Below are 22222 nucleotides of genomic sequence, written 5' to 3'. Positions count from 1 at the left end.
TTTAATCATTTTAGTATGGTTGCATTTCAAACATGGAGCGAATTTCCTGTACATTGGATGTAACGCTTAGTGCGACCATCAATTTGATCCGTGCTTTTTGTCCCGGTAGATTATAGCCAAAAATTGCTCCACGATCATGGAGTATTTTTCCAGCGCCTTCATAGCCGTATGTGTCCCGAACACGACCTGTTGGGCAACGAGATACGATTACCACGGGAACACCTTGGTCCAGTGCACGATAGATCCCCTCTGCCATTTCAGGGGGTACATTTCCTCGTCCAAGTGCTTCGATGACAATTCCTTTGTATCCCAGAGCAAGTGCATGGTCAATGAAATCAGAATTGGCACCAGCTGTTGATTTAAAGAGGGCCACACGACTCTCTAAGTGATCGATGGGGTAATGCTGATGGGGATCTAAGATTCGATAGTAAATGACCTCATCGTTGTCCACAATGCCTAGAGGACCGAATTCAGGTGATCGGAATGTATTTAAAGCCAAGGTATTGGTCTTGGTTACTTCTCTGGCTGCGTTCACTTCATTGTTCATAACAACAAGGACACCCTTGTTTTGGGATGCTGGTGAAATTGCGGTACAAATTGCGGCGGCCAGGTTGCTGGGGCCATCGTAGCCCAATTCGGATCCACTTCTCATGGAACCAACAATAACAATCGGTTTCGTCGGCGGAAGGATCAAGTCTAGAAAATAGGCGGTTTCCTCTAACGTATCTGTTCCGTGAGTGACAACGACACCGGTAATATCATCGCGATCGAGTTGTTCTTGAATTGTTTTTGCGAGAGAACACATAATGTCCGGCGTGATATGGGGACTGGGCAGGCGCGCAAAGTTGACGACTTCAATCGCTGAATATCGTTCAATATTGGAAATCATAGCTAAGATTTCATCGTTTGTTAATGCAGGAATCACGGCATTAAGACGCGGATCCACCTTCATGGAAATGGTACCGCCCGTAAAGACAATGGCAATTTTATTCTTCATATTTTACCCCCTGATCAATGATTTTCGACTTTATTCTATCATATTTGTTAATTGTATACAGTATGGTTCCAAAATAGTTGAAATCTTTTCGAAGACCCGGTAAAATAAGAAAGATTGAAAGGATGATGACAATGAATTATATGGATCATGCAGCAACTACTCCAGTTCGTGGGGATGTAATAGACGCTATGGTTGAAATGATGAAAGATCAATTTGGAAATCCTTCCTCCCTTCATCGAATGGGCCTTAAAGCGGAGCGTGCGATGGAAACGGCACGTAATCAGATTGCAAAATTTTTAGCCTGTAGACCGGAACAAATTGTTTTCACTTCTGGAGGAACGGAAGGTAACAACTTGGGAATGAGAGGCTTTCTGCCAATGGAACTTCCAGTCGGCAGCAATCTCTGCATTGGAGGCGTCGAACATAGTTCGGTTTTGAAGGTTGCCAGAGAACTAGAGCGACGTGGAGTAGAATGCCGGCTTTTGCCGGTTGATTGCCATGGACGTATTCTTATGGATGAAGCGGTTAAAAGGATCGATGAAAAAACGATCTTATTGTCCGTTCAGCATGTGAATAACGAAGTTGGTGGCATACAACCCATTGACTTTCTTGGGAAGCTTATTCGAAAGACAGCGCCTAAAGCACATTTTCATGTAGATGGCGTGCAAGCTGTTGGGAAGATCCCGGTTTCTTTGCGATCTTTAAATGTTGATAGCTATGCATTTTCGGGGCATAAAATTAATGCGACCAAAGGAATCGGCGGCCTGTATCTAAAAGATCCAAAAGCGATTCATCCCATTCTATGGGGAAGCAAGCAAGAACGTGGGCTGCGTCCTGGGACTGAAAATGTACCGGCAATTGTGGGCTTGGGTGTCGCTGTTGCAGCCTTGCAAGAGGAATTCCAAGCGCACCAAGCTTCGTATATCATGAGTCGTAACAGCTTGATTAAGGCCATGCAAGAGCGTATAGATGGGATCTTGATTAATACCCCTTTGTCCCTTGAAGAGGCTGCACCACATATTGTTAGTGTGTCTTTTGACGGGGTGAAGGCTGAAATTGTTTTGCATATGCTTGAGATGAAGGAAATCTACGTTTCGACGGGATCGGCCTGTTCTTCGAAAGCAAGAGGAAATCGAATTTTGGAACAGATGGGCATTGCTGCAAATTGGCGCGAAGGAACCTTGAGAATTAGCTATGGCTGGGAAACTCGTGTAGCGGAAATTGATGAATTGATGACGGCCTTGATTCAAGCCGTCGGCCAAGTAAGAGAATTGACGATGAGGTGAAAGATGAAACAGGTAATTAGTTTAAGTTATGGTGAAGTGGCCCTTAAGGGTGGAAATAGAAAATATTTCGTAGATAAGTTGATGAAAAATTTAAAACTTGCTCTCCGCGGTTATGCGACAGATCGTATTTATCAGGATCGGACAAAGTTTTATATTGAATGTCCCTCTGAAATTGCAGATGAAGTGTATGAACAGGCGCGGAAGGTATTTGGCTTTGTGGTTTCAAGTCGTGCGGTCGTTTATGACAAAGACCCAGATCGATTGGCTGACCAAGCCCTAGAGTATGTTTCCTCAATCTTGGAAAAAGATCCAACGATCAAAAGTTTTAAATTTGAAACAAAACGAAATGATAAAAAGTTCCCAATGAAATCAATGGATATTAATCCGTTTTTGGGTGGTGTAATCTTAAAGAAATTCGGAGATTTACATGTGGACGTACATCAACCAGATCTGCTGATACGAGTTGATATTCGAAATGCGGTCTACTTTTATTCGCAAAAGGAGCAAGCAGCAGGTGGACTTCCTATTGGCACGACTGGACGAAGTGTTTTATTGTTGTCTGGTGGAATCGATAGTCCGGTTGCCGGTTATATGATGGCGAAACGTGGGGTGGAATTACTCGCGGTGAATTTTAATAGCTATCCATTCACCAGTGAGCGATCTGATGAAAAGGTATTGGATTTGGTAAAAAAATTAACGCCTTACATTGGTTCAATGGATGTCCATCAAGTGAATATTCTTCCTATTCAAAAAGCCATTCGTATGAATTGCCCGGAAAAAGAGATGACGATTTTATCGAGACGGTTTATGATGAGAATCGCAGAACGGATTGCCAAGGAGCAATCGGCGAAGTCTTTGATCACCGGAGAGAGTCTAGGACAAGTCGCATCGCAAACCATGGAAGGCTTGCAGATGACAAATTCAGTGGTTTCTTTGCCGGTGTTCAGACCCTTGATTGGAATGGACAAGACAGAAATCATTGAAATTGCGCAAAGGATCGATACCTTTGAAACCTCAATTTTGCCCTTTGATGATTGTTGTTCGGTCTTTTTGCCGAAACATCCGGTGACTCATCCGAAATTGGGGCATATTGAGAACTCAGAATCGGCATTGGATATTGAAGCATTATTGAATGAAGTCATGGAATCCAGAAAGATTGTAACAATAAAAAAGGGCGATTAAGCCCTTTTTTTTGTTTCCATAATGTAATTGATATTATGTTTCGAAATATAATAGGTTTTGTTACCATCTTGATGGATAAAAAAGTTTGATTGTTCCGGGTCCCGCAGCCAAGATTTGAAGGCATCGGGATCGGTTAGTTTTAAATATAATGCCTCAGAACTATTATTGAAAAGAATCGTAAAGGTTGTCATAAGAGCCTCCTTTCATGGGTATTATATCACATTTCCTATGCTATAATAGGAAGGACCAAGGGAGGAAGACTGGATATGGAAATTATTTACGGCGCTTCTGGGAGCGGAAAAAGCAGATGGCTTTACCAAGAATTAACGAAATATGATTTAGATTTGTTTCGTGAGGTGAGACTGATTGTTCCTGAACAATTCACACTGGAAGCGGAACAAGACTACCTGCAGTCGACAGGACAAGCGGGAATTTTTAACTTTGAAATCATCAGTTTTTCTCGTTTGATTCATCAGGTTGTAGAATCGTATCAACCAGCGGCACAACAATGGATGAATGATTTAGGGAAGATCTTGCTTCTTGATCAAGTATTGGAAAGAGCTGGAGATGAGGTCGGCGATCTAAAAAGATTGCAGGGGAAACCTCGATTAATTCAGGAATTTTATCGAGATTTAATGGATGGAAAATGGGGAAGCGAGTCCCTTGAAATAGCAATCAGCGCATTGAAAGAGGAAGAAGAGGAGTTGGCGGACAAGCTTGACTCCCTTCGCACGCTTTTGGCCCGGTATGAAATGGAATTGGCCCAAGAAGGCTTGGTTGATGAAGTCGTTTACAGCCAAATCGCTTGCGAGTTGATTCGTACTTACCGTCCCTTTCAAGACGCTGTGATTTGGGTCGATCAGTTTTGGGGTTTTTCTGTATTGGAATTGGAGGTTTTAAAAGCCATATCCGAGCAGACAGAGTCGATTTACGTGGTTTTGACAAGGGAAGAGGGTGAGGGCATTTCTCTTTTTGAACCGGTGGAACAAACCATAGCAGCACTGAGAGACAGATGGCCTTCTGCGAAAGTAAGAGCTTTCGAGCTTTCTGATGAAGCCCAATCTAGCTTTTGTGGGATTAAGGAGATGGCAATGGGCGCCATGGTTCCCGAGAAAAAATATGACGGGGTGGGGATTGCCCTTCGAAGTGCCTTGCAAAGGGAAGAGGAGGTGCGTTTTTGCGCATCTTCGATTATCGAGTGGCATCGATCAGGAATGCCCTATGAAAGCATGCAGTTGGTCGTTAGTGAATATGAAGCATATTTACCCTTGATCCGTCGAATCTTCATTCAGTCTGAGATTCCGGTTCATTTGGACCATAATCGGAAAATTGCCGATTTCCCGGCGGCGCAAGGAATCTTGTCCTTACTTCGTTTTACCGAATCGCGGAAGTATGTAGACTTGTTCGCTGCATTGAAGACCGGGTATTTTTTTGTCAAAGATGAAATGATTGACCGATTAGAAATTATGACGATCCAGCGCGGGTGGATCTATTATGGAGAATGGCAATTGCCTGTGTTTCCAAAGGCGGAGGATGCCCTTGTTGATTTCTTGAAAGAATTGACGCAGACGAGCTTTGCGAATAAGGGAAAAGGAAGCAGTGAAGAACATTGGGAAAAATTGAAAGAAACGATGAAAATCCTGGGCTTTTTTGAGCGATTTCGACGTGCAGATCGAGAGATGAAACTTGAATCCAGCAGATTGGAACACCAGTCAATTTGGCGAGGAATGCAGGGGGTTGTCGAACAGATGGGTACCTTGCACCGAGGACGAGTGATTAGTCGGACAGCCTTTGTCCGTCAATTTATTTTGGGTTGCGAATTGATTCGTGTTGGGGTTCTTCCTGCAATTTGCGGCGAAGTGATGGTGCGTGATTTGGTTCGCAGTCGATCGACCGCAAAACGACTTACCTTCTTTTTGGGTGTCAATGAAGGTAAGTTCCCTCTGGTTGAGTCGCAGAATGGATTTTTTGATTTTGATGAACGAGAAGAGTTGGAAAAGCATGATTTGAAAATAGGTACGACCCAAACCCATCAACTTAGGATGCAAGAATTGGCTATTTATCAGATTATCGCAACGACGACGGAACAATTAATTTTCTTGTGGAGCAGGAAGAATCAAAACTATGAAGACCTGTTGCCGGCCGCATGGATCCGTGAGTTGGATCTTTGGCATAATGAATTGTCGATTCGTACCATCAATTGGAAAGACTTGATTTTCTCTAAGGGTGAGTCGATGCGGATCTGCAGGCGGGTATACCGAAAATTACTGGCGGGACAAGCTGTATCTTTGGAAGAACGAGAGTTTGCTGATCGTGCATTTGCGGAATTGGATGAGCAAAAACGAGTTCAATTGCGAAATTTGCTTCAATATGGGAATCAGGTGAGCACGCTTTCAAAACCACAGGCTGAGCTTTTATATGCAAGGGATGAAACTTCGATTACAGAGCTGGAAAAACAGAATGAATGTCCCTTTTCACATTTTGTATCCTATGGATTGCAGCCATTTGTTCCCCACCCTTATCGCATACAAGACCCTGATGTTGGGCAGGTCATGCATGATTTGATTGAAATCGGGTTTCAAAAACAGCTAGATGGTGAACTGGGTCCTCAAACGATAGATCTCGTTTTTGATGAATTGGCGGATCACTATTTTGAGGCTTATCGGGAAGGCATATTTAGAAAAACAAATACCTCCCGTTACATTGAAAAACAAATACGAGAAAGAATTGCAGCTTCCTTGCACCACTTGATCATGCAAAACAATTCCAGTGATTTTCAACCCATGGGACAGGAAATGGATTTTGGAGCCAAGGATGTCAATCTGAAGCCACTAAAAGTATCTCTGACAGAGGAACGAGAGATTTCATTACGCGGTCGAATTGATCGCCTAGATCTTTACGAGAAAGACAAGGAAACCTATTTGCGGGTGATTGATTATAAATCAGGCAAAACGGTAGTGGATGCGGAAGAGATGCATGCAGGCGTACAGCTACAATTGCCAGCATATATGAATGTTTTTCGAGAAAACTTCGACGAAGCAAAACCGATACCGGCAGGTTTGTTTTACTATTACCTCGATCAGCCTTTGCCCACTTTGCGGCAGGGAACCGATTTGGAGAAACAAATCCGTGAGTTTCACAAGATGCAAGGTATGTTTTTGGGAGAAGGGGATCTACTCAATGCTATGGATCATACCTTTCAAAATACGGGAACTGCGGATTCGATTGCCGCAAAGCGCTTGAAAAATGGAAATATTCAACGGAACCGCGAGATTGTGAGTCGAGAGGAAATGGACACGATTTTAGAAGAAAACCTTGTTCACATTCACCGGTCCATACGAGAAATTCACGAGGGAAAAATAACGATTCAGCCGTATCAAACAGCCAAGCGAGATGCCTGTAAAAACTGTAGCTATGGCGCCATCTGTCAGTTTGATGAGGCATTTCTTGAGAATCATTGCCGCGGAAGTGAAAGGGAGGAGTGCGAGTCATGAAATGGACAGAAGAACAGGCACGCGCAATCTATTCTTCAGATCGAAAGATTCTGGTAGCGGCAGCAGCTGGATCAGGGAAAACGGCTGTGCTTTCAGAACGAATCCTAACCTACTTGAGAGAAGGAGGCGAAGTGACGCAACTTTTAGTTGTCACTTTTACCAATGCGGCTGCGGAAGAGATGAAAGGGAGAATTAGAAAAAAAATTCAAGCGGAAATACAAAGTGAAACTGGAAATCTGCAATTTTGGAAACGGCAGATTGAGCAACTGGAATGGGCATCTATTCAGACCTTTCATAGTTTTTGTAAGAAGATCATTGATCAGAATTTATTTCTTTTGCCCTACGACAAAGGCTATCGGTTGATTCAGAATCAAGAGCGAATTAGGCTTCGAAAGGAAGTCATACGCCAGGTACTGGAGCAGTACTATCAGTCTGAGGATCCTTCAATTCAGGGGATTTTCAAGCAATTTAGAACGGCAAAGTCGGATGAGAACCTTCTTGATATCTTGGAAAGAGTGATGACTTTTTTGAGAAGTCAACCAGAACGTATCCACGCTTCTTTGGGGGAAGAAGAATGGGACTCTATTCTTAAGGGGGAAATGGCGATCGCTTTTCGATCCTTGGAGTTTGTTTTACAGGATCTGGAAACGGTCTGCGAATTGCCTGGGGGACCGATCAAGTATAAGGCGGCACTGGAGTCGGATCGCCAATTAATCGCCATACTCTTGCGATTTTTAGAAGAAAAAGACGAGGGTTGTTTTACACAGGCGAAAGAATGGAAATTCACAAGATTTCAGGCTATCCGAAAAGAAGAAAAGGCCCAATTGGATGAACAATTGATCGATCGCGTGAAAAAGATGCGTTCTTTTAGTAAAAAACTGATGAAAAAGTGGCTTGACGAATTTCTCATTCCCGTTTCGAATTGGTCTTTAAATACCACCATGGCTGCGCAGGCAAAAGCCTTGATGACCCTTGGTCGGGCGGCGGACTACGCGATAAAAATGCGCAAGATCCAGGAAGGTGTGATGGATTTTGATGATTTGGAGACCTATGCCTACGAACTCCTTCAACAGCCAAAGGTTGCGCATCGATATCGGAAACGATACGCGCAGATCTATGTAGACGAGTATCAGGATACAAGTCATATGCAGGAAGCGGTTTTGATGAAGATCAATCATGGAAATCAATTGTTTTTTGTGGGAGATGGCAAGCAAAGCATTTATCAGTTTCGGGGTGCGACGCCGGAATTGTTTTTGTCAAAAATTCGTGAAGAAGACCAGGGATTTTCAGTGATTCGCTTAAATCAAAATTTTCGTTCCAATGCAAGGGTGATTGATGGGATCAACGCTTTTTTCAATCGCTGCATGAAAGTGGAATTCGGTGGTGTTAATTATCAAAAAACCGACCAGCTGCAAATTGGTCAAATAAAGACAGGTGTGGAAAAACCTAAGTTTGTGGTGGTGAAGGATGAGCGGGGCATTGCCGCAGAGATTGATTGGATTGCCGATCAAATTCAACTTCTACTTGATCAAGGGAATCCGCCGGACCAAATTGCGGTATTGGCGCGTTCTCTCGCTTCGGTACAAGATGAGTTTCAACAAGTTTTTCAAAAAAGAGGGATTCCTTTTCAAACCAATACGCAATCAAACGCCATGAATGCAGTGGAAATCAGAATGTATCAATCCCTACTATTCTATATCAACGGTGCCATTTCTGATACAGTACTCCTCGCGGTCATGCGATTGCCGATTTGGGGATTCTCTGCTGATGAATTGGCGACAATTCGCGGATCTCAACCTCAAGGAAGGTTTGAGCTGGCTTGTCGTGCCTATTCAAAAGAAAATCACAATTCTCTTGGCAAAAAAATTCAAGGTTTTTATCGAAGAATTACCGAGATCAGGGCGCGGGCAAGGCTCATTCCCTTGGCTGATTTTTTAGAGGAATTATTGGAAATGGATGGTCTGATTGGTCAAATTTCCAGTTTGCCTGGCGGATTTCAAAGAGAACATGGATTGAAGTCTTACGTAATGAGTCTGAAAGCCCGAGTCCATGGGAATTGTGCGACCCTTCATCAGTTATGTAGAGTCATTGAGGAAGAACAGCGTGAGGGAATCGCCATGTCCCTTCCAATTCCTCAAACTGAACAAGGTGTGCGTTTAATGACGATCCATGCCAGCAAGGGGTTGGAGTTTGAAACGGTATTTATTGCAAATGCCAGTCAGTCAGTCAACCTTCGCGAATTGTATGAGCCTGTTCAGATTCATGATGAATTTGGTTTGGCAATGGCCTGTTACCATCATAAGGAAAAGGCTCTGGATATTCCCCTTGAAATGAAAATTGCCAAGGAGCGAATTCGAAGACAGCGAGTGAGTGAAGAGTTGAGAATTTTTTATGTGGGGATGACAAGGGCGGTTGAACGTCTGATTGTTGTTTCTCATGATCGATTTCCTGCGAGAACCCGAGAAAAGCAGTCTTATTATGCGACAATTTATGGGGGAATCGAATCGCCTTCTCTCTATCATTGGATGGTTGGAGCCAAGATTTATAGTCATCCGGATTGGACATATGAAGAGGTTGAATTTTTAGATGGCGTAGCGCAGGTTGATGCAGAAGATAAACTTTTTCTTGAAAAGCCGCAAGAGCAAGCCCTTGCTGAAACCGATGAGACTGCGTATTCTGTAAAAACACATAAAAAAAGAAAGGTAAATCTGACGGGGTGGATTCGAAGGGGCGAGGAAAAACAGATTGTCTTTGAAGAAAAGACGAAATGGATCGAATTGGGTATTGCATTTCACGAGGTACTTGAAAAATTGCCTCTGATTCAATTTATAAGTAAAGAGGATGCCTTAGAGGCTCTTGAAAAATTGCAGATATCAAGGCGGATTACGCAGGAAACAAGGCAAAGGGTAGATGAAGATTTGCTTTGGAAGTGGACACAATCCGATTTGGGTTGCCGGATTTTGCAATCGAAGCGGGTCTTTCGGGAAAAATCTTTTGTGGCTACCTTGCCAGACAACGACGATGCTCTGTATGCCCAGGGAAAACTAGATTGTCTCTTTTTTGAAGAAGACGGCTGGGTATTGGTTGATTATAAATACCGGATTCATGAGAGCCATGATCTGGCGGTTTGCCAGATCCATGCTTATCAAGAAATGCTTTCAATTTGTTTCAATATTCATGTAAAATCGGCGTATTTGTACGAATGGGTTTCCGGTGAAGCGATAGAAATTAACTTGGTTTGATTATTCCTAAGGAACGGTGGTATGAGTATTATACACGAATTTGAGGGAGGGATACGCATGCTATTTAAAACCTATTTGTCTCAACGGAAATCCTATCGGTCCTATCAAAAACACGATTTGGACGAAGGAAATCTGACACAGCTGAAATACTATATGGAACAATTGAACGAAGCTTTTGGAAAAGAGTGGTTTTCTTTGTCCTTTTTTGAAGATGGGCACGAAGTCATAGAAAAATTAAAAGGGGTGGCCGGATATCATGGGGTGATGATTGAAAGTCCGCATTATGTTGGGTTTAGCGTTAAGCAAGACACCTATGAAGCGTATATTTGGGGTGCCTTTGCCTTAGCGGCACTAGAGAAAAAAGCCTTTGAGCTCGATGTTGAGAGTTGCTGGATTAGCCTGCAGGAGGTTTCTGATGAAATCCGAGCGAGTGTTACTGCTGATCCAGAAGAAAAAACAGAGGCGATTTTAGCTTTGGGCCAGGGCAAAGACCACCTGCCATTCAGACCGAATGAAACCTCAAACCGATTGGCGCTGAATGAACTGGTATTTGAGAACGATTTGGATCATCCCTTTGATTTGGAGAAATTGACTAACTGGGGACTTGAAGATCTTTTCCATTATGTTCGAAATTCTCCTTCGGCATATAATCACCAATTATGGCGGTTTGTTATTCGTGAGGGGAAGGTTTGGTTGGCAATGAAGTCCTTTGACGAACCCAATGAATATTTGGATGCCGGAATTGTTATGTTCCTATTTGAAGGTCTTGCTTGCGACGACAATTACTTGGGGAAATGGCAATTGGAGCCTTTGCATGAAGAACAGGGCTATTCTTTTGTAGCAAGTTATCATTTATAATATTGTCATTTACAAATCCGACTGAGCGTGGTATACTTTTCATGGTTTATCCCTTACCGCGGCAAAAATTAGGGAGGTATTTTATACAATGGCAAGAATGAAAGGTCCACGTTTTAAACAATGTCGTCGTCTCGGATTGAACGTAGTAGGTCATCCAAAGGCGATGAACCGCGCCAAGCGCGGTACAAGTCGAGCAGACAAAAAGTTATCAAGTTACGGTGAGCAGTTGCTAGAAAAGCAACGTCTTCGCAACTACTACAATGTAATGGAGAAACAATTCCGTAAGTATGTTGAAAAAGCAATTAATGCAGAGGGTGTAACGGGCGAAGTTTTGGTTCAAACACTTGAGCGTCGATTGGACAACATGGTTTACCGATCAGGTTTCGGCAATTCAATCCGCCAAGCACGTCAAATGGTTTCCCATGGACATATCTTGGTTAATGGAAAGAAAGTCGACATCGCTTCATACATTGTTAAAGTAGGCGATGTGATCTCTCTTCGCGAAAAATCTCGCAAGAATGATCTTTACGTTGCAAACCTTGAGAATGCAAACTTTAGCGTGAATTACTTGACAGTTGATCGAAAAAACTTTACATCGACTTTGGCAAGCATGCCAAGCCGTTCAGAAGTTCCGATTCAGATCGAAGATCAACTTGTTGTCGAATTTTACTCGCGTATGTTGTAAAAAGAGAAGCGCTTTGCGCTTCTTTTTTTCTTTGCTCAAAACTATTACAAAATGATCATATTTAGATAGGTGGCAAACGATTTAGATTCGGTTATAATGGAAAAAAAGGAACAAATAAGGGGTAGCTATGGAGAAAGGTATGCAGACGAATACCAGAAAAGAAGGCTTGGATCTTCTTTTTTTATTGGTGACATTTGGTGGTTTTTTTCTCTTGACTGGTGTATCGATGGGTGTGAGTCAAATGTTTTCAACATTAATGGAAACCGCCTATCAGTTATTAGTCGAAACGGTCTTCTATATTATGGCGATTGCTGTTTTAGCTGGTGCTTTTGGAAAGGTTGCAGATGAATTTGGATTAATAAAAAAATTAAATGTGATTTTTTCCCCTTTGATGCGTCCGCTTTATAATCTTCCAGGCAGTGCATTTCTTGGGGTAATTACAACCTTTTTATCGGATAATCCTGCGATTATTTCTTTAACGCGGAACAAAGATTTTCTACGTTATTTCAAGCGCCATGAGATTCCTTGCCTTTGCAACCTAGGTACCTCATTTGGAATGGGCTTGATCGTGACAACATTTATGGCGTCGCTTGGATATGGAAAAGCTGCCGGAATTGGTTTGCTAGGCGCAGTGGTTGGCAGTATAGTTAGTGTACGATTGATGCTACGCCATACGAAGAAGTTGGTGGTCGATGATGGTCGACCGATGAAGGATCCTGATACGATGGAGGAGAGCCAGTTTTCACCCGTATCTGAATCTAGGACAGAACGCATGATGAGAGCCTGTTTGGAAGGCGGAAAGTATGGCGTCGAAATTGGCTTGGAAATTGTGCCGGGGGTGTTGATTATTTGCACCGTGATTATGATGTTGACCTTTGGTCCTTCAGAGACGGGCTACACGGGAGCAGCTTTTGAAGGGATTGCATTAATCCCGCGCATTGGCGAGCTTTTTGCTCCTGTCACATGGCTCTTGTTTGGTTTTACGAGCAGTGAGAGTATCGCAGTTCCCCTAACTGCTTTAGGTTCTGTGGGGGCTTCTTTGAGCCTGGTGCCAAAATTTTTAAATGAACAAATCATTGGAGCGAATGAGATTGCGGTTTTTACTGCAATGGGGATGTGTTGGAGTGGATTCTTAAGTACCCACGTTGCAATGTTGGATGCCTTGAATTTTCGTCAGTTGATTCCTAAAGCAATTTCTAGTCATTTGGTAGGTGGGATAGCCGCGGGGGTTTCGGCACATTATTTGTATCTGTTGTTTGGATAAGGAGGAACAATGAAAAAACTTGGAGAAATTGTTTTGGGGATCATATTTTCAATGGTATCCCTATTTTTTCTTGCATATGTAATGCTATTTCAATTGGGAACGGATCAAACCTTTTTTTTGCAGCAGATTGAATCCAATCAGCTGGAGCAGATTGTTGGCTTGGACAAATTGGAAATTGTAAAAGCCTATGAGCAAATTTTTGATTTCTCAAAAGGAGATCGGTTAACCCTAGCAGATTCCGAGGATCAATTCGTCTATTCGGAAAAGGAAACAGCGCATATGAAAGATGTTCAAGGGCTCTTTTTGCTACTGGAACGCATTGCTTGGATTGGACTTTGTGTGGGAATCGTTATCCTGTTTTTTGCCTTGACAAGGCGGGTTTCGGGTGCGACAATATGGGTGAGTTCCTTGAGCAGTCTTCTTGTTGTTGCGGTCTTTACGGGTTTTATGATGAATGAGTTTCAATCGGCATTTTTACGGTTTCACCAGCTGTTGTTCACGAATGACATGTGGTTATTGGATCCGAGTCGTGATTTTTTAATTCAAATCATGCCGGAATCTTTTTTTATCGAAGCAGCAAAGGTTTTGTTCCTGCGAATTTTAATAGCCTATGGATTGCTTCATGCATCGCTTGCAGCAATTGATAAATTAAATAGATATTGTGCGAGCAGAGTAGATCAATCGCGTTAAGTGTTTGGGGATGGGATGTTGCCTCATAACGAAGGAAATTTCCGCGATGATTGATCGCGTCCACTGCTGCATTAGAGGCCCTTTCTTTGATGCAGAGTATTGCTGCACAAAGGGAGGATTTTTTATGAATAATGAACGATCGTTGAAACGGATGATCAATGCGGCATTTCTTATTGCCATCAGTATTGTCCTGACAAGACTCTTGTCCATCACAACACCCTTTTTCCGCATTGGCTTTGGAGGCATTCCCATTATGATTGCCGGGATTGTGCTGGGACCCAGGTACGGTTTCGTGGTGGGGGGGATTGCTGACCTGGTTGGATTTATAATGAATCCTGCAGGCTCCTTTATGCCGGGGTTCACCTTGACGTCAGCGATGACAGGGGCGATTCCTGGTTGGATTTGGGGGATGACCGAGCAACGGGAGGAACGGGGGTTTTCAAGAACCCTATGGATCATTGTTGGCGTTTTTTTTGCTGGACTCTTAGCTTCCTTTTTTCGAGTTGGCCCACTTCGATGGGAAGGAAATCAATTGTTTGTTGGTGAAATCGCGATTTCATTGATTTATATTCTCGGAACCGTTGTTATCGGGTTCATATTGATTGCCGCCACCTATTTTCAGAATCAAAAAGGAAATCAGAATGGATCCATTGGGCGATTGTTTATGGTTGTAGCACTTACAAATTTTGTTTGTTCTATGGGCTTAAATACCTTATGGCTCAGTCTTCTTTTTGGAAAAAGTTTTTTGGTCTTGTTGCCGGGTAGAATCATTCTCAATTTGATCACTATTCCAATTCATACCATTGTGTTATTCCATTTATCGAGAACTTTTTCATATTTTGACAGATAATCAGCCTTTTGGCTGATTTTTTTTTGGGTTTTGTGGTAAGATATGGATAAGGATATATATATTGTTTAGTAGATGAGTATGAGTTTCACGATAAAAAAGTTGAAATTATTATAAAAAAAGGAATATAATAGGGCTATAAGAGAGTCGAAAAATCGTATGCAAGGAGATCAGGATGAAGAAAAATTCCCCGAGCGGTAAAAGTAAACGAAAATTAATGCGATGGATAGGCGGCATTTTGGTCATATTTATGTTGTCAGGGGCGAGTTTTGCTGTAACGACTACAAATTATGATGATTATGTTAATCATAACTATGAAAAACTTTCTATTGATATGAACCAGTGGGACATGATGGTTCGATCGTTCTCGACGACTGAAAAAATTACTCGCGAGGAGTTTGCGAAGTTATTGAGTTTGACCTTTCATTTGCAACCGCCGCAAGTGGTAGAACCAACATTTTCAGATGTGACACCAGAAGACTGGTCTTTTCAATATGTTGAATCATCGAAGGATTATTTGACGGGGTATTTTCCACCAAATGGAGAAGCTTTTTACTTGCCGACCGAATGGATGCGTCGAGAGGATGTTGCAGTAGCTTTGGTGCGTGTATTGGGCATTGAAACTGAAAATGCAGAGGTCTCTTCATCTACAATTAACGATGTTGATACGGTTCGCCTCAATTGGTGGATGAAGTAGAAATGGCCATTGAATACAACCTGATTACCACCAATACGGATGGAGATTTTAGGGGAACCAGTTATGTGGACAAGGAAACTGCAATTAATTTAGTTTACCGTTCCTTGAAATCATCATATACACAAAATTACATTGATAACAGCAAGGTTGAACTTGAAGTGAAAATGGATAAGGAAGTCTATGAGAATCTTTTTGAGATTACCGGAAGTGTTGACGAAGGCACAAGGGTTTATATCAATGACGATCCTGTGGATGTTTATGGCGGATCCTTCGAAGAAACGGTTCTCTTGAATGAAGAGGGTATTCATGAATTCCGGATAAAGGCTGTTACTTCAAATGGGAGAAGTCGAACGGAAACACGATACGTAGATTATATGATAGAAAATGCAAATATCGAGTTTTATCGATTTAAAAGTGTCTCCGATGAGCAAACCATTTTCTTGCAAGGTAAGGTTGAAACCAATGGTGTTCCGACGCGTCTTTATATTGACGATTACAAGATGCAAATTGGTTCCGATGGAACGTTTTTACTTCCATATCAGTTAGATATTGGTGACAATGTTTTGAACTTTGTTACAGAAAATGATTATGGAAAAACAACAAGTGTAAGAAAATATATTCGATTTGAACCTGCGGCGCCAGACTTGGTAGGGGTTGCTGAATATCCGGAAGTGGTCACAAGTAAGACCATTGAAATCCGTGGAGAAGTTCGGGATCTGAATGATGATGATCCAGTTCTGGTTGTTAATGACGACATCATTGCGGTAGACAGCAATGGCGAATTTGCTGTTAAGGTTCGATTGGTTCCTGGAAAAAACCGTATTTTGTTTGAGGTGAAAAACAAATACAATCAGTCTAGTGAATACGAGAAGATTATTGCGTTTGAACCGGAAGAACCAGAAATGGAACTTTACGTTGCAGAACAAACCTCTAAAGCACGTATTACAGCTAAGGCACGCATCACCAATATGGCTTATAGTCCAGCCTTGATGAAGGCGCGTATTAATAATGAATACGTGGAAGTCGACAGCAGTGGATACTTCGAAGCGCAGGTGAGCCTGGAAGAAGGCAGTAATACAATTTTATTTGAGGCTGAAGATCCTGATGGTTTAAAAACCTCAATTGAAAAAACCATTGTTTTCCGAATTGGAAGTCCAAAACTTTCTATTGACGATATCAAAGAAACCAGCAGTGGCGCCTTTATTGTCAGTGGGCATGTTTATGACGAATCTGACCGGAGCCCGGTTGTAACCGTTAACGGGGAATCGGTACGGGTTGATTACTTGGGCAACTGGAAGTATCTGTTGGAAACGGATGCACCAGAAAATGAAGTGATTGTTGTACGAGCGGTCAACGCCTTTGGAAAAGAAGCTATCGTAGAAAGTAAGATTAAATAGTTGATCAAAGCAATCCTTTCTTCGGAGAGGATTGCTTCTATTTTTGGAGGAAATATGAGTATAAAAGTTTTTGGACACATTAATCCGGATACAGACACAATTACAGCAGCAATTGTTCATGCTTATCTATTGAATCAAACGGGACAAAAAGCCAAGCCGTATCGTTTGGGTGAAATTCAGAAGGACACAGCCTTTGTACTTGGATATTTCGGCGTGGAAAAACCTGAATTGCTTACGGATGTTCGCGTTCAGATTCGCGATATAGCCTACGATCGTCCGCGGGGAATTTTGCCTGAAAAGTCCCTTTTGGCCGCCTATAGAAAGATGGAGAAGGAAGCCATTAAAACCCTTCCAGTTATTGACTCAGATAAACATTTAGTGGGTATTGTCACCATGAAAGATATAGCGATGTCTTTAATTCATGGTGGCATGGATTTTTTGAATACCTCAATCAACAATCTTTTGATTGATTTGGATGCCGACGTTCTTTCCGGGAAATTAAGGGAGATTCAAGGTCGTGTGGGAATTTTAACCTATGAAGAAGAGACGATTTATCAGACGAAGCTTCTCAGTCAATATGAAATTCTTGTGGTTGGAGACCGATACCGTCTGATCGAGGCGGCTATTATTGCCAAACCGGTTTGTTTGATTGTCACGGGAGGAGCAGCGATATCGAAAGAGTTGGTGGATTTGGCGGAAGAACATTCTGTAAATCTATTGGTAACGCCCTACGATACTTATAGAACAAGTACGGTTCTTCACCAAAGCAACTCGGTGGGAGCGATTATGAAGGCTAATCATATAATGCGGTTTACGGAAGCGGATTATTTGGATGACTTTTCTGAAACATTAAGTCACTCCAAGCATTCGAATTTTCCTGTCGTAGCGGAAGATGGTCGTTATAAAGGGATGTTGAGTCGCAAGCATTTATTTAATCCTGGAAGAAAACGAGTGGTGTTGGTTGATCATAATGAATATGAACAAAGCGTTGCTGGGATTGAACAGGCTGAGATTATGATGATTGTTGATCACCATAAAATTGGAAATATCTCAACCATGAAACCCATCCACTTTCGAAATATGACGGTTGGCAGTACAAATACAATTTTGTATCAGATGTACCAAGAAAAGCGGATTGAACCGCCGGACTGGGTATTGGGCCTGATGATTAGTGGAATTATTTCTGACACCCTCATGTTACAGTCACCAACAACAACCGAGTTGGATATTGAGACGGTCGAGGAAATTAATAAGAGGCTTCATTTGAATTTAGAAACATTCTCTCATGAACTGTTTTTGGCGGCATCACAGCAGATGGGGGATGATCCTAGCGAAATGTTGTCGCAGGATTATAAGGAATTCTTATGTGATATCGGTCGTTTTGGCGTGAGCCAGGTTTTCACCTTGGATGATGAAGGGATTCAAAAAAATCGAGATGCCCTACTTCAGTCGCTGGATCAAAAGGCAAAGGAACGGGATTTGGTTTTGGCTATTTTGATGGTGACGGATATATCAAAACGAGGCAGTTACCTATATTATTCGAAGAAGGCGCAGGATACTTTCGAAGGAATTTTTGAGGTTGCGTCTCAGGGGGAGTTCTTTGATGAGGTGGTGTCTCGCAAGCAGCAGATTATACCAAGGATCTTGCAAGCGATTCATTTATTATAAAAGAATATATGCCTATATAAACAAAAAGCCGGGAGCCACAATTAAATGTGGCTCCCGGCTTTTTGTTATACATTGAATCGAAATTCAACAACATCGCCGTCTTTCATTACGTATTCTTTTCCTTCAACTTGCAAGAGTCCAAGTTCTTTGGCCTTCACTCTTGATCCACATTCGACTAATTTGTCAAAATGAATGATTTCGGCGCGAATAAAACCACGTTCGATATCAGAATGAATTTTCCCGGCAGCCTGTGGTGCTTTGGTGCCTCGTTTGATGGTCCAAGCACGGGTTTCTTGCACACCTGATGTTAAGTAGGAAATAAGACCGAGAAGTGTATAACTGGCACGAACCAATTTGTCGAGACCGGATTCTGCCAGCCCTAACTCTTCTAAAAATTCATGTTTTTCATCCTCGTCCAACTCTGCGATTTCTGATTCAATCTTGCCGCAGATCGTAATGACTTCAGCATTTTCTTTTGCCGCACGGTCTTGGACCAATTGAACAAAAGCATTGCCATCTGCCAAATCATCTTCCGAGACATTACACACATATAGAACAGGTTTTGATGTGAGGAGATTAAAGCCACGCAGACTCAGTCTTTCATCATCGTCGAGGTTCAGGCTACGTGCAGGTTGCTCATCTGCAAGCGTATCTTGAATTCGTTTCAAAAGATCCAGCTCACCAAGCAAGTTTTTATCGGATTTGGCTAATTTTTCAGTCTTGGTGACACGTCGTTCAATCATTTCCAAATCGGACAAGATCAATTCTAATTCGATGATCTCAATGTCACGAATTGGATCGATGCTTCCTTCTACATGGGTTATATTTTCATCCTCGAAACAACGTACGACATGGACGATTGACTCAACTTCACGTATATGGGATAAAAATTTATTGCCAAGGCCCTCACCGTTGCTAGCCCCTTTTACCAGACCGGCAATATCGTAAAATTCGATAGCCGTTGGTACAATTTTTTTCGATTGATAGATCTCAGATAATACTGTCAGTCGCGGATCGGGCACTGCGACGGTTCCGACATTGGGTTCTATTGTGCAAAACGGATAATTTGCAGATTCTGCGCCAGCGGCGGTGATTGCATTAAATAAAGTACTCTTTCCTACATTGGGTAGGCCAACAATTCCTAGTTTCAAACCAATTCCTCCTTGTCTATAACAGATGAATTATATCGCAATCGGCTGGGTAGGGCAAGGGTTTGACTATTTTTTCTTCTGGCCCTATAATAGGAGAGACAAAAAGGAGATGAATTGATGGACCGAATAGCCTTTGAAATTTTTGGAATTTCTGTGATGTGGTATGGTGTTTTGATTGCATTCGGAATGGCATTGGGGATCTTGCTCGCCTTGCGAAGGGCAAAGAAAGTTGGATTTCTGGAAGATGATTTGCTTAATGTATTGTTGATCGCAATCCCAAGTGGAATCGTGGGCGCGCGAATTTATTATGTCGTGTTCAATTGGTCGGCGTATCGTGGAAATTTAGCAAAAATGCTAGATGTGCGTGGTGGTGGATTGGCCATTCACGGTGGTTTGATTGCTGCAATTTTCGTTGCATGGCTTTATTGTAAGCGAAAGCAAATTTCGATTCTTGAAATATTGGATATTACCGCGCCAAGCATAATCTTGGCTCAAGCGATTGGGCGTTGGGGAAATTTTATTAACCAAGAAGCCCACGGGGGACCGACGGATTTGCCTTGGGGTATTTTGGTTGACGGGGTGCGTGTGCATCCGACTTTTTTGTATGAGTCGTTTTGGAATTTAGCCGTATTTTTTATTTTGGTTCTGCTGCGTGATCGGGTATTTAAAAGAAATGGTCAAACCATTGGTGCCTATATGGTATTATATTCTTTGGGCCGTGTTTGGATTGAAGGTTTGAGAACGGATAGTTTAATGCTTGGACCGTTTCGGGTAGCACAATTGGTTTCGTTTGGAATGATTGCCCTTGGTGTCTTTCTGTATGTGAGAGGAAAAGAAAAATCGTTGGAAATCAAATAATTTGACGCAGGATAAGCAAATGCCTTTGGCCGATTTGGTTGAAAGCACTTGCTTATTTTTTTTGTGAAAAAACAAGACGTGGAGTATTCTGAAAATTCGAATTTTCATCGCGAGATTCCTTTACAAGAAATAGGAAAAGTAGTATAATGTGGTTAGAAGTGGTAGATTGTGTCACGAAATGGAAGATTGTTCAAGGGGAAGTGGTGATTTTTATGTTTATTGGCGAATATCAGCATGGTTTGGATGCAAAAGGGCGGATTATTATTCCATCTAAATTTCGCGCTGCGCTGGATGAACATTTTGTCATTACCCGAGGTCTTGATCAATGTCTGTTTGTCTATCCAAAGAAGGAATGGGAAACATTTGAGGAAAAATTAAAAGCTTTACCTTTAACAAAGAGGGATGCACGCGCCTTCACACGATTTTTCTTTTCTGGAGCGAATGAATGTGAATTTGATAAGCAGGGACGTATTTTAATTCCCAATAACCTGAGGGAATATGCAGAGATAGAGAAAGACGCCGTGGTCATTGGAGTGGCAAACCGTGTTGAAATTTGGTCTAAGAAATCTTGGGAAGCCTATAATCAATCGGACTTATTGAGTTCTGACAGCATCGCATTAAAAATGGAAGAATTGGGGATATAAAATGGAATTTTCACATATTAGTGTACTTTTAAATGAAACAATTGATGGATTGAATATTAAACCGGATGGGCTTTATGTTGACGGGACTATGGGCGGAGCGGGGCATACCAGAGAAATTGCCAAGCGTTTGACGACGGGTCGAGTCATCGGAGTCGATCAGGATCCGGATGCCATTCGAAATGCTAAGGAAATGGGAATTGAAGATGATGGACGTATCTGTGTCGTTGAAAACAATTTTAAAAATATCAAGATTGTCTTGAAACGATTAGGTATTGAAAAAATTGATGGTATGATTCTGGATTTGGGTGTTTCTTCTCATCAATTCGATACAACAGATCGAGGCTTTTCATATATGTATGATGCGAAATTAGATATGCGTATGTCTCAGTCGGGATTGAGCGCATGGGATATTGTCAACACCTATGAAGAGAGTCGATTAGCAGATGTGATTTTCCAATATGGAGAAGAACGCTATGCGAGACGGATTGCTAGACGGATTGTAGAGAGACGTCAAGAGGCGACCATCGATAGTACCTTGGCTCTGGTTGAGGTAATCCGTTCGGCTATGCCGGGTCAGGCCTTAAGAAGCAAGATTCATCCCGCGAGAAGAACCTTTCAAGCCCTGAGAATAGAAGTAAACAATGAACTAGGCCTCTTGCGCCAAGCTCTTGAAAATATTGTTGATGTTTTAAAGCCCGGGGGCCGAATTTGTGTAATTACCTTTCATTCGCTAGAGGATCGCATTGTTAAGGAAACCTTTAAATACATGCAACAAGATTGTATTTGTCCAAAGGAATTTCCAGTTTGCAAATGTGACAAGCAACAAGAGGTGAAAATTATTACAAGGAAACCGATTATCCCTTCGGACGCAGAAATTGAGGGGAATCGACGATCACGAAGCGCGAAACTTAGGGTTGCTGAAAAAATGGAGGTCGAGAAATGAAAAAATGGGGAATCACAATCATAATCACTTCGATTTTCTTCGGACTCAGCTTCGGCGTGATTACCTTATGTTGTCAAAGCGCAGAAATTAAGATTCAAAATGAAATTCGTGCAATGGATACCCAGATCCAACAATTATCAGAAAATCAAAAGGTTTTGGATGTGGAGATCGATCGAATTGCCAAGGCCATGGACCTTGAGAGAGTTGCAAAAAAAATCGCCATGGATTATCCCAGCTCACAACAGGAGATTGTTTTGGCTTTAAACGATGGAATATCTGCATACGATGGGGTGGTCCTTGCTTCTAGGAGATAGGTGCG

Annotated in this window: 19 protein-coding genes and 1 riboswitch; of the genes, 16 read left to right on the top strand and 3 right to left on the bottom strand. The window is 42.1% G+C overall.

The window, feature by feature from the left end; genetic code table 11:
• Nucleotides 1-10 precede the first annotated feature (10 nt).
• Entirely contained in the window at nucleotides 11-997 is a 987-nt protein-coding gene (locus AC25CA_RS09495) for an asparaginase (protein WP_486813617.1), read from the bottom strand.
• Between the two features lie 131 nt (nucleotides 998-1128).
• Between AC25CA_RS09495 and AC25CA_RS09490 the strand changes: the two genes are divergently transcribed.
• Nucleotides 1129-2283 (top strand): cysteine desulfurase family protein, encoded by a 1155-nt coding sequence (locus tag AC25CA_RS09490; RefSeq protein WP_486813616.1) that lies wholly within the window; start codon nucleotides 1129-1131, stop codon nucleotides 2281-2283.
• Nucleotides 2284-2286: 3 nt separating this feature from the next.
• Complete coding sequence (gene thiI / locus AC25CA_RS09485) at nucleotides 2287-3465, top strand: tRNA uracil 4-sulfurtransferase ThiI (RefSeq protein ID WP_486813615.1); 1179 nt, start codon at nucleotides 2287-2289, stop codon at nucleotides 3463-3465.
• Here thiI and AC25CA_RS09480 read toward each other — a convergent pair.
• Entirely contained in the window at nucleotides 3462-3656 is a 195-nt protein-coding gene (locus AC25CA_RS09480; protein WP_486813614.1) for a hypothetical protein, read from the bottom strand. The genes thiI and AC25CA_RS09480 overlap by 4 nt on opposite strands.
• Before the next feature lie 75 nt (nucleotides 3657-3731).
• On the opposite strand from AC25CA_RS09480, the gene AC25CA_RS09475 reads away from it, so the two are divergent.
• The 10 genes from AC25CA_RS09475 (at nucleotide 3732) to AC25CA_RS09430 (ending at nucleotide 18307) form a co-directional block, all read left to right on the top strand.
• A complete protein-coding gene (locus AC25CA_RS09475; RefSeq protein WP_486813613.1) occupies nucleotides 3732-6959 on the top strand; it encodes a PD-(D/E)XK nuclease family protein in 3228 nt (1075 codons plus the stop codon).
• Nucleotides 6956-10201 carry a UvrD-helicase domain-containing protein gene (locus AC25CA_RS09470; RefSeq protein WP_486813612.1) on the top strand — a complete coding sequence of 1082 codons (3246 nt, stop codon included), beginning with the start codon at nucleotides 6956-6958 and terminating at the stop codon, nucleotides 10199-10201. Before AC25CA_RS09475 ends, AC25CA_RS09470 begins: the two co-directional genes overlap by 4 nt.
• A gap of 57 nt (nucleotides 10202-10258) precedes the next feature.
• Nucleotides 10259-11059: a nitroreductase family protein gene (locus tag AC25CA_RS09465; RefSeq protein WP_486813611.1), complete on the top strand. Its 801-nt coding sequence runs from the start codon at nucleotides 10259-10261 to the stop codon at nucleotides 11057-11059.
• An 88-nt stretch (nucleotides 11060-11147) separates the two neighbouring features.
• A complete protein-coding gene (rpsD, locus tag AC25CA_RS09460) occupies nucleotides 11148-11744 on the top strand; it encodes a 30S ribosomal protein S4 (protein ID WP_486813610.1) in 597 nt (198 codons plus the stop codon).
• A 139-nt stretch (nucleotides 11745-11883) separates the two neighbouring features.
• Entirely contained in the window at nucleotides 11884-13008 is a 1125-nt protein-coding gene (locus AC25CA_RS09455; RefSeq protein WP_486813609.1) for a CD0519/CD1768 family membrane protein, read from the top strand.
• 9 nt (nucleotides 13009-13017) lie between these two features.
• Complete coding sequence (locus AC25CA_RS09450; protein ID WP_486813608.1) at nucleotides 13018-13698, top strand: TIGR01906 family membrane protein; 681 nt, start codon at nucleotides 13018-13020, stop codon at nucleotides 13696-13698.
• A riboswitch (THF riboswitch) is annotated at nucleotides 13675-13766 on the top strand. Its footprint overlaps the gene before it by 24 nt.
• A gap of 56 nt (nucleotides 13767-13822) precedes the next feature.
• On the top strand, nucleotides 13823-14548 hold the full coding sequence (locus AC25CA_RS09445; RefSeq protein ID WP_486813607.1) for a folate family ECF transporter S component: 726 nt from the start codon (nucleotides 13823-13825) through the stop codon (nucleotides 14546-14548).
• 172 nt (nucleotides 14549-14720) lie between these two features.
• Nucleotides 14721-15242: a hypothetical protein gene (locus AC25CA_RS09440; RefSeq protein WP_486813606.1), complete on the top strand. Its 522-nt coding sequence runs from the start codon at nucleotides 14721-14723 to the stop codon at nucleotides 15240-15242.
• Nucleotides 15243-15244: 2 nt separating this feature from the next.
• On the top strand, nucleotides 15245-16639 hold the full coding sequence (locus tag AC25CA_RS09435; protein WP_486813605.1) for a hypothetical protein: 1395 nt from the start codon (nucleotides 15245-15247) through the stop codon (nucleotides 16637-16639).
• Between the two features lie 54 nt (nucleotides 16640-16693).
• The gene (locus AC25CA_RS09430; protein WP_486813604.1) at nucleotides 16694-18307 is read left to right on the top strand and encodes a putative manganese-dependent inorganic diphosphatase; all 1614 of its coding nucleotides are present in this window, start codon (nucleotides 16694-16696) and stop codon (nucleotides 18305-18307) included.
• Between the two features lie 65 nt (nucleotides 18308-18372).
• Here AC25CA_RS09430 and ychF read toward each other — a convergent pair whose 3' ends face one another.
• Nucleotides 18373-19458 carry a redox-regulated ATPase YchF gene (gene ychF, locus AC25CA_RS09425; protein WP_486813603.1) on the bottom strand — a complete coding sequence of 362 codons (1086 nt, stop codon included), beginning with the start codon at nucleotides 19456-19458 and terminating at the stop codon, nucleotides 18373-18375.
• 117 nt (nucleotides 19459-19575) lie between these two features.
• On the opposite strand from ychF, the gene lgt reads away from it, so the two are divergent.
• From lgt to AC25CA_RS09405, 4 genes are all read left to right on the top strand, one after another.
• Complete coding sequence (gene lgt, locus AC25CA_RS09420; protein ID WP_486813602.1) at nucleotides 19576-20316, top strand: prolipoprotein diacylglyceryl transferase; 741 nt, start codon at nucleotides 19576-19578, stop codon at nucleotides 20314-20316.
• A 212-nt stretch (nucleotides 20317-20528) separates the two neighbouring features.
• Nucleotides 20529-20960, top strand: coding sequence for a division/cell wall cluster transcriptional repressor MraZ (gene mraZ / locus AC25CA_RS09415; protein WP_486816599.1), 432 nt, complete (start codon nucleotides 20529-20531; stop codon nucleotides 20958-20960).
• Nucleotide 20961: 1 nt separating this feature from the next.
• Nucleotides 20962-21903 carry a 16S rRNA (cytosine(1402)-N(4))-methyltransferase RsmH gene (gene rsmH / locus AC25CA_RS09410; RefSeq protein ID WP_486813601.1) on the top strand — a complete coding sequence of 314 codons (942 nt, stop codon included), beginning with the start codon at nucleotides 20962-20964 and terminating at the stop codon, nucleotides 21901-21903.
• The gene (locus AC25CA_RS09405) at nucleotides 21900-22217 is read left to right on the top strand and encodes a hypothetical protein (protein WP_486813600.1); all 318 of its coding nucleotides are present in this window, start codon (nucleotides 21900-21902) and stop codon (nucleotides 22215-22217) included. The genes rsmH and AC25CA_RS09405 overlap by 4 nt, the downstream gene beginning before the upstream one ends.
• Nucleotides 22218-22222: the final 5 nt, after the last annotated feature.

The sequence above is a fragment of the Gottschalkiaceae bacterium SANA genome, from assembly GCA_036323355.1.
In the GTDB taxonomy this organism is placed as follows: domain Bacteria; phylum Bacillota; class Clostridia; order Tissierellales; family GPF-1; genus GPF-1.
The sequence above is the reverse complement of the archived record's forward strand: the minus strand, read 5'-3'. Positions and strand labels throughout refer to the sequence as shown.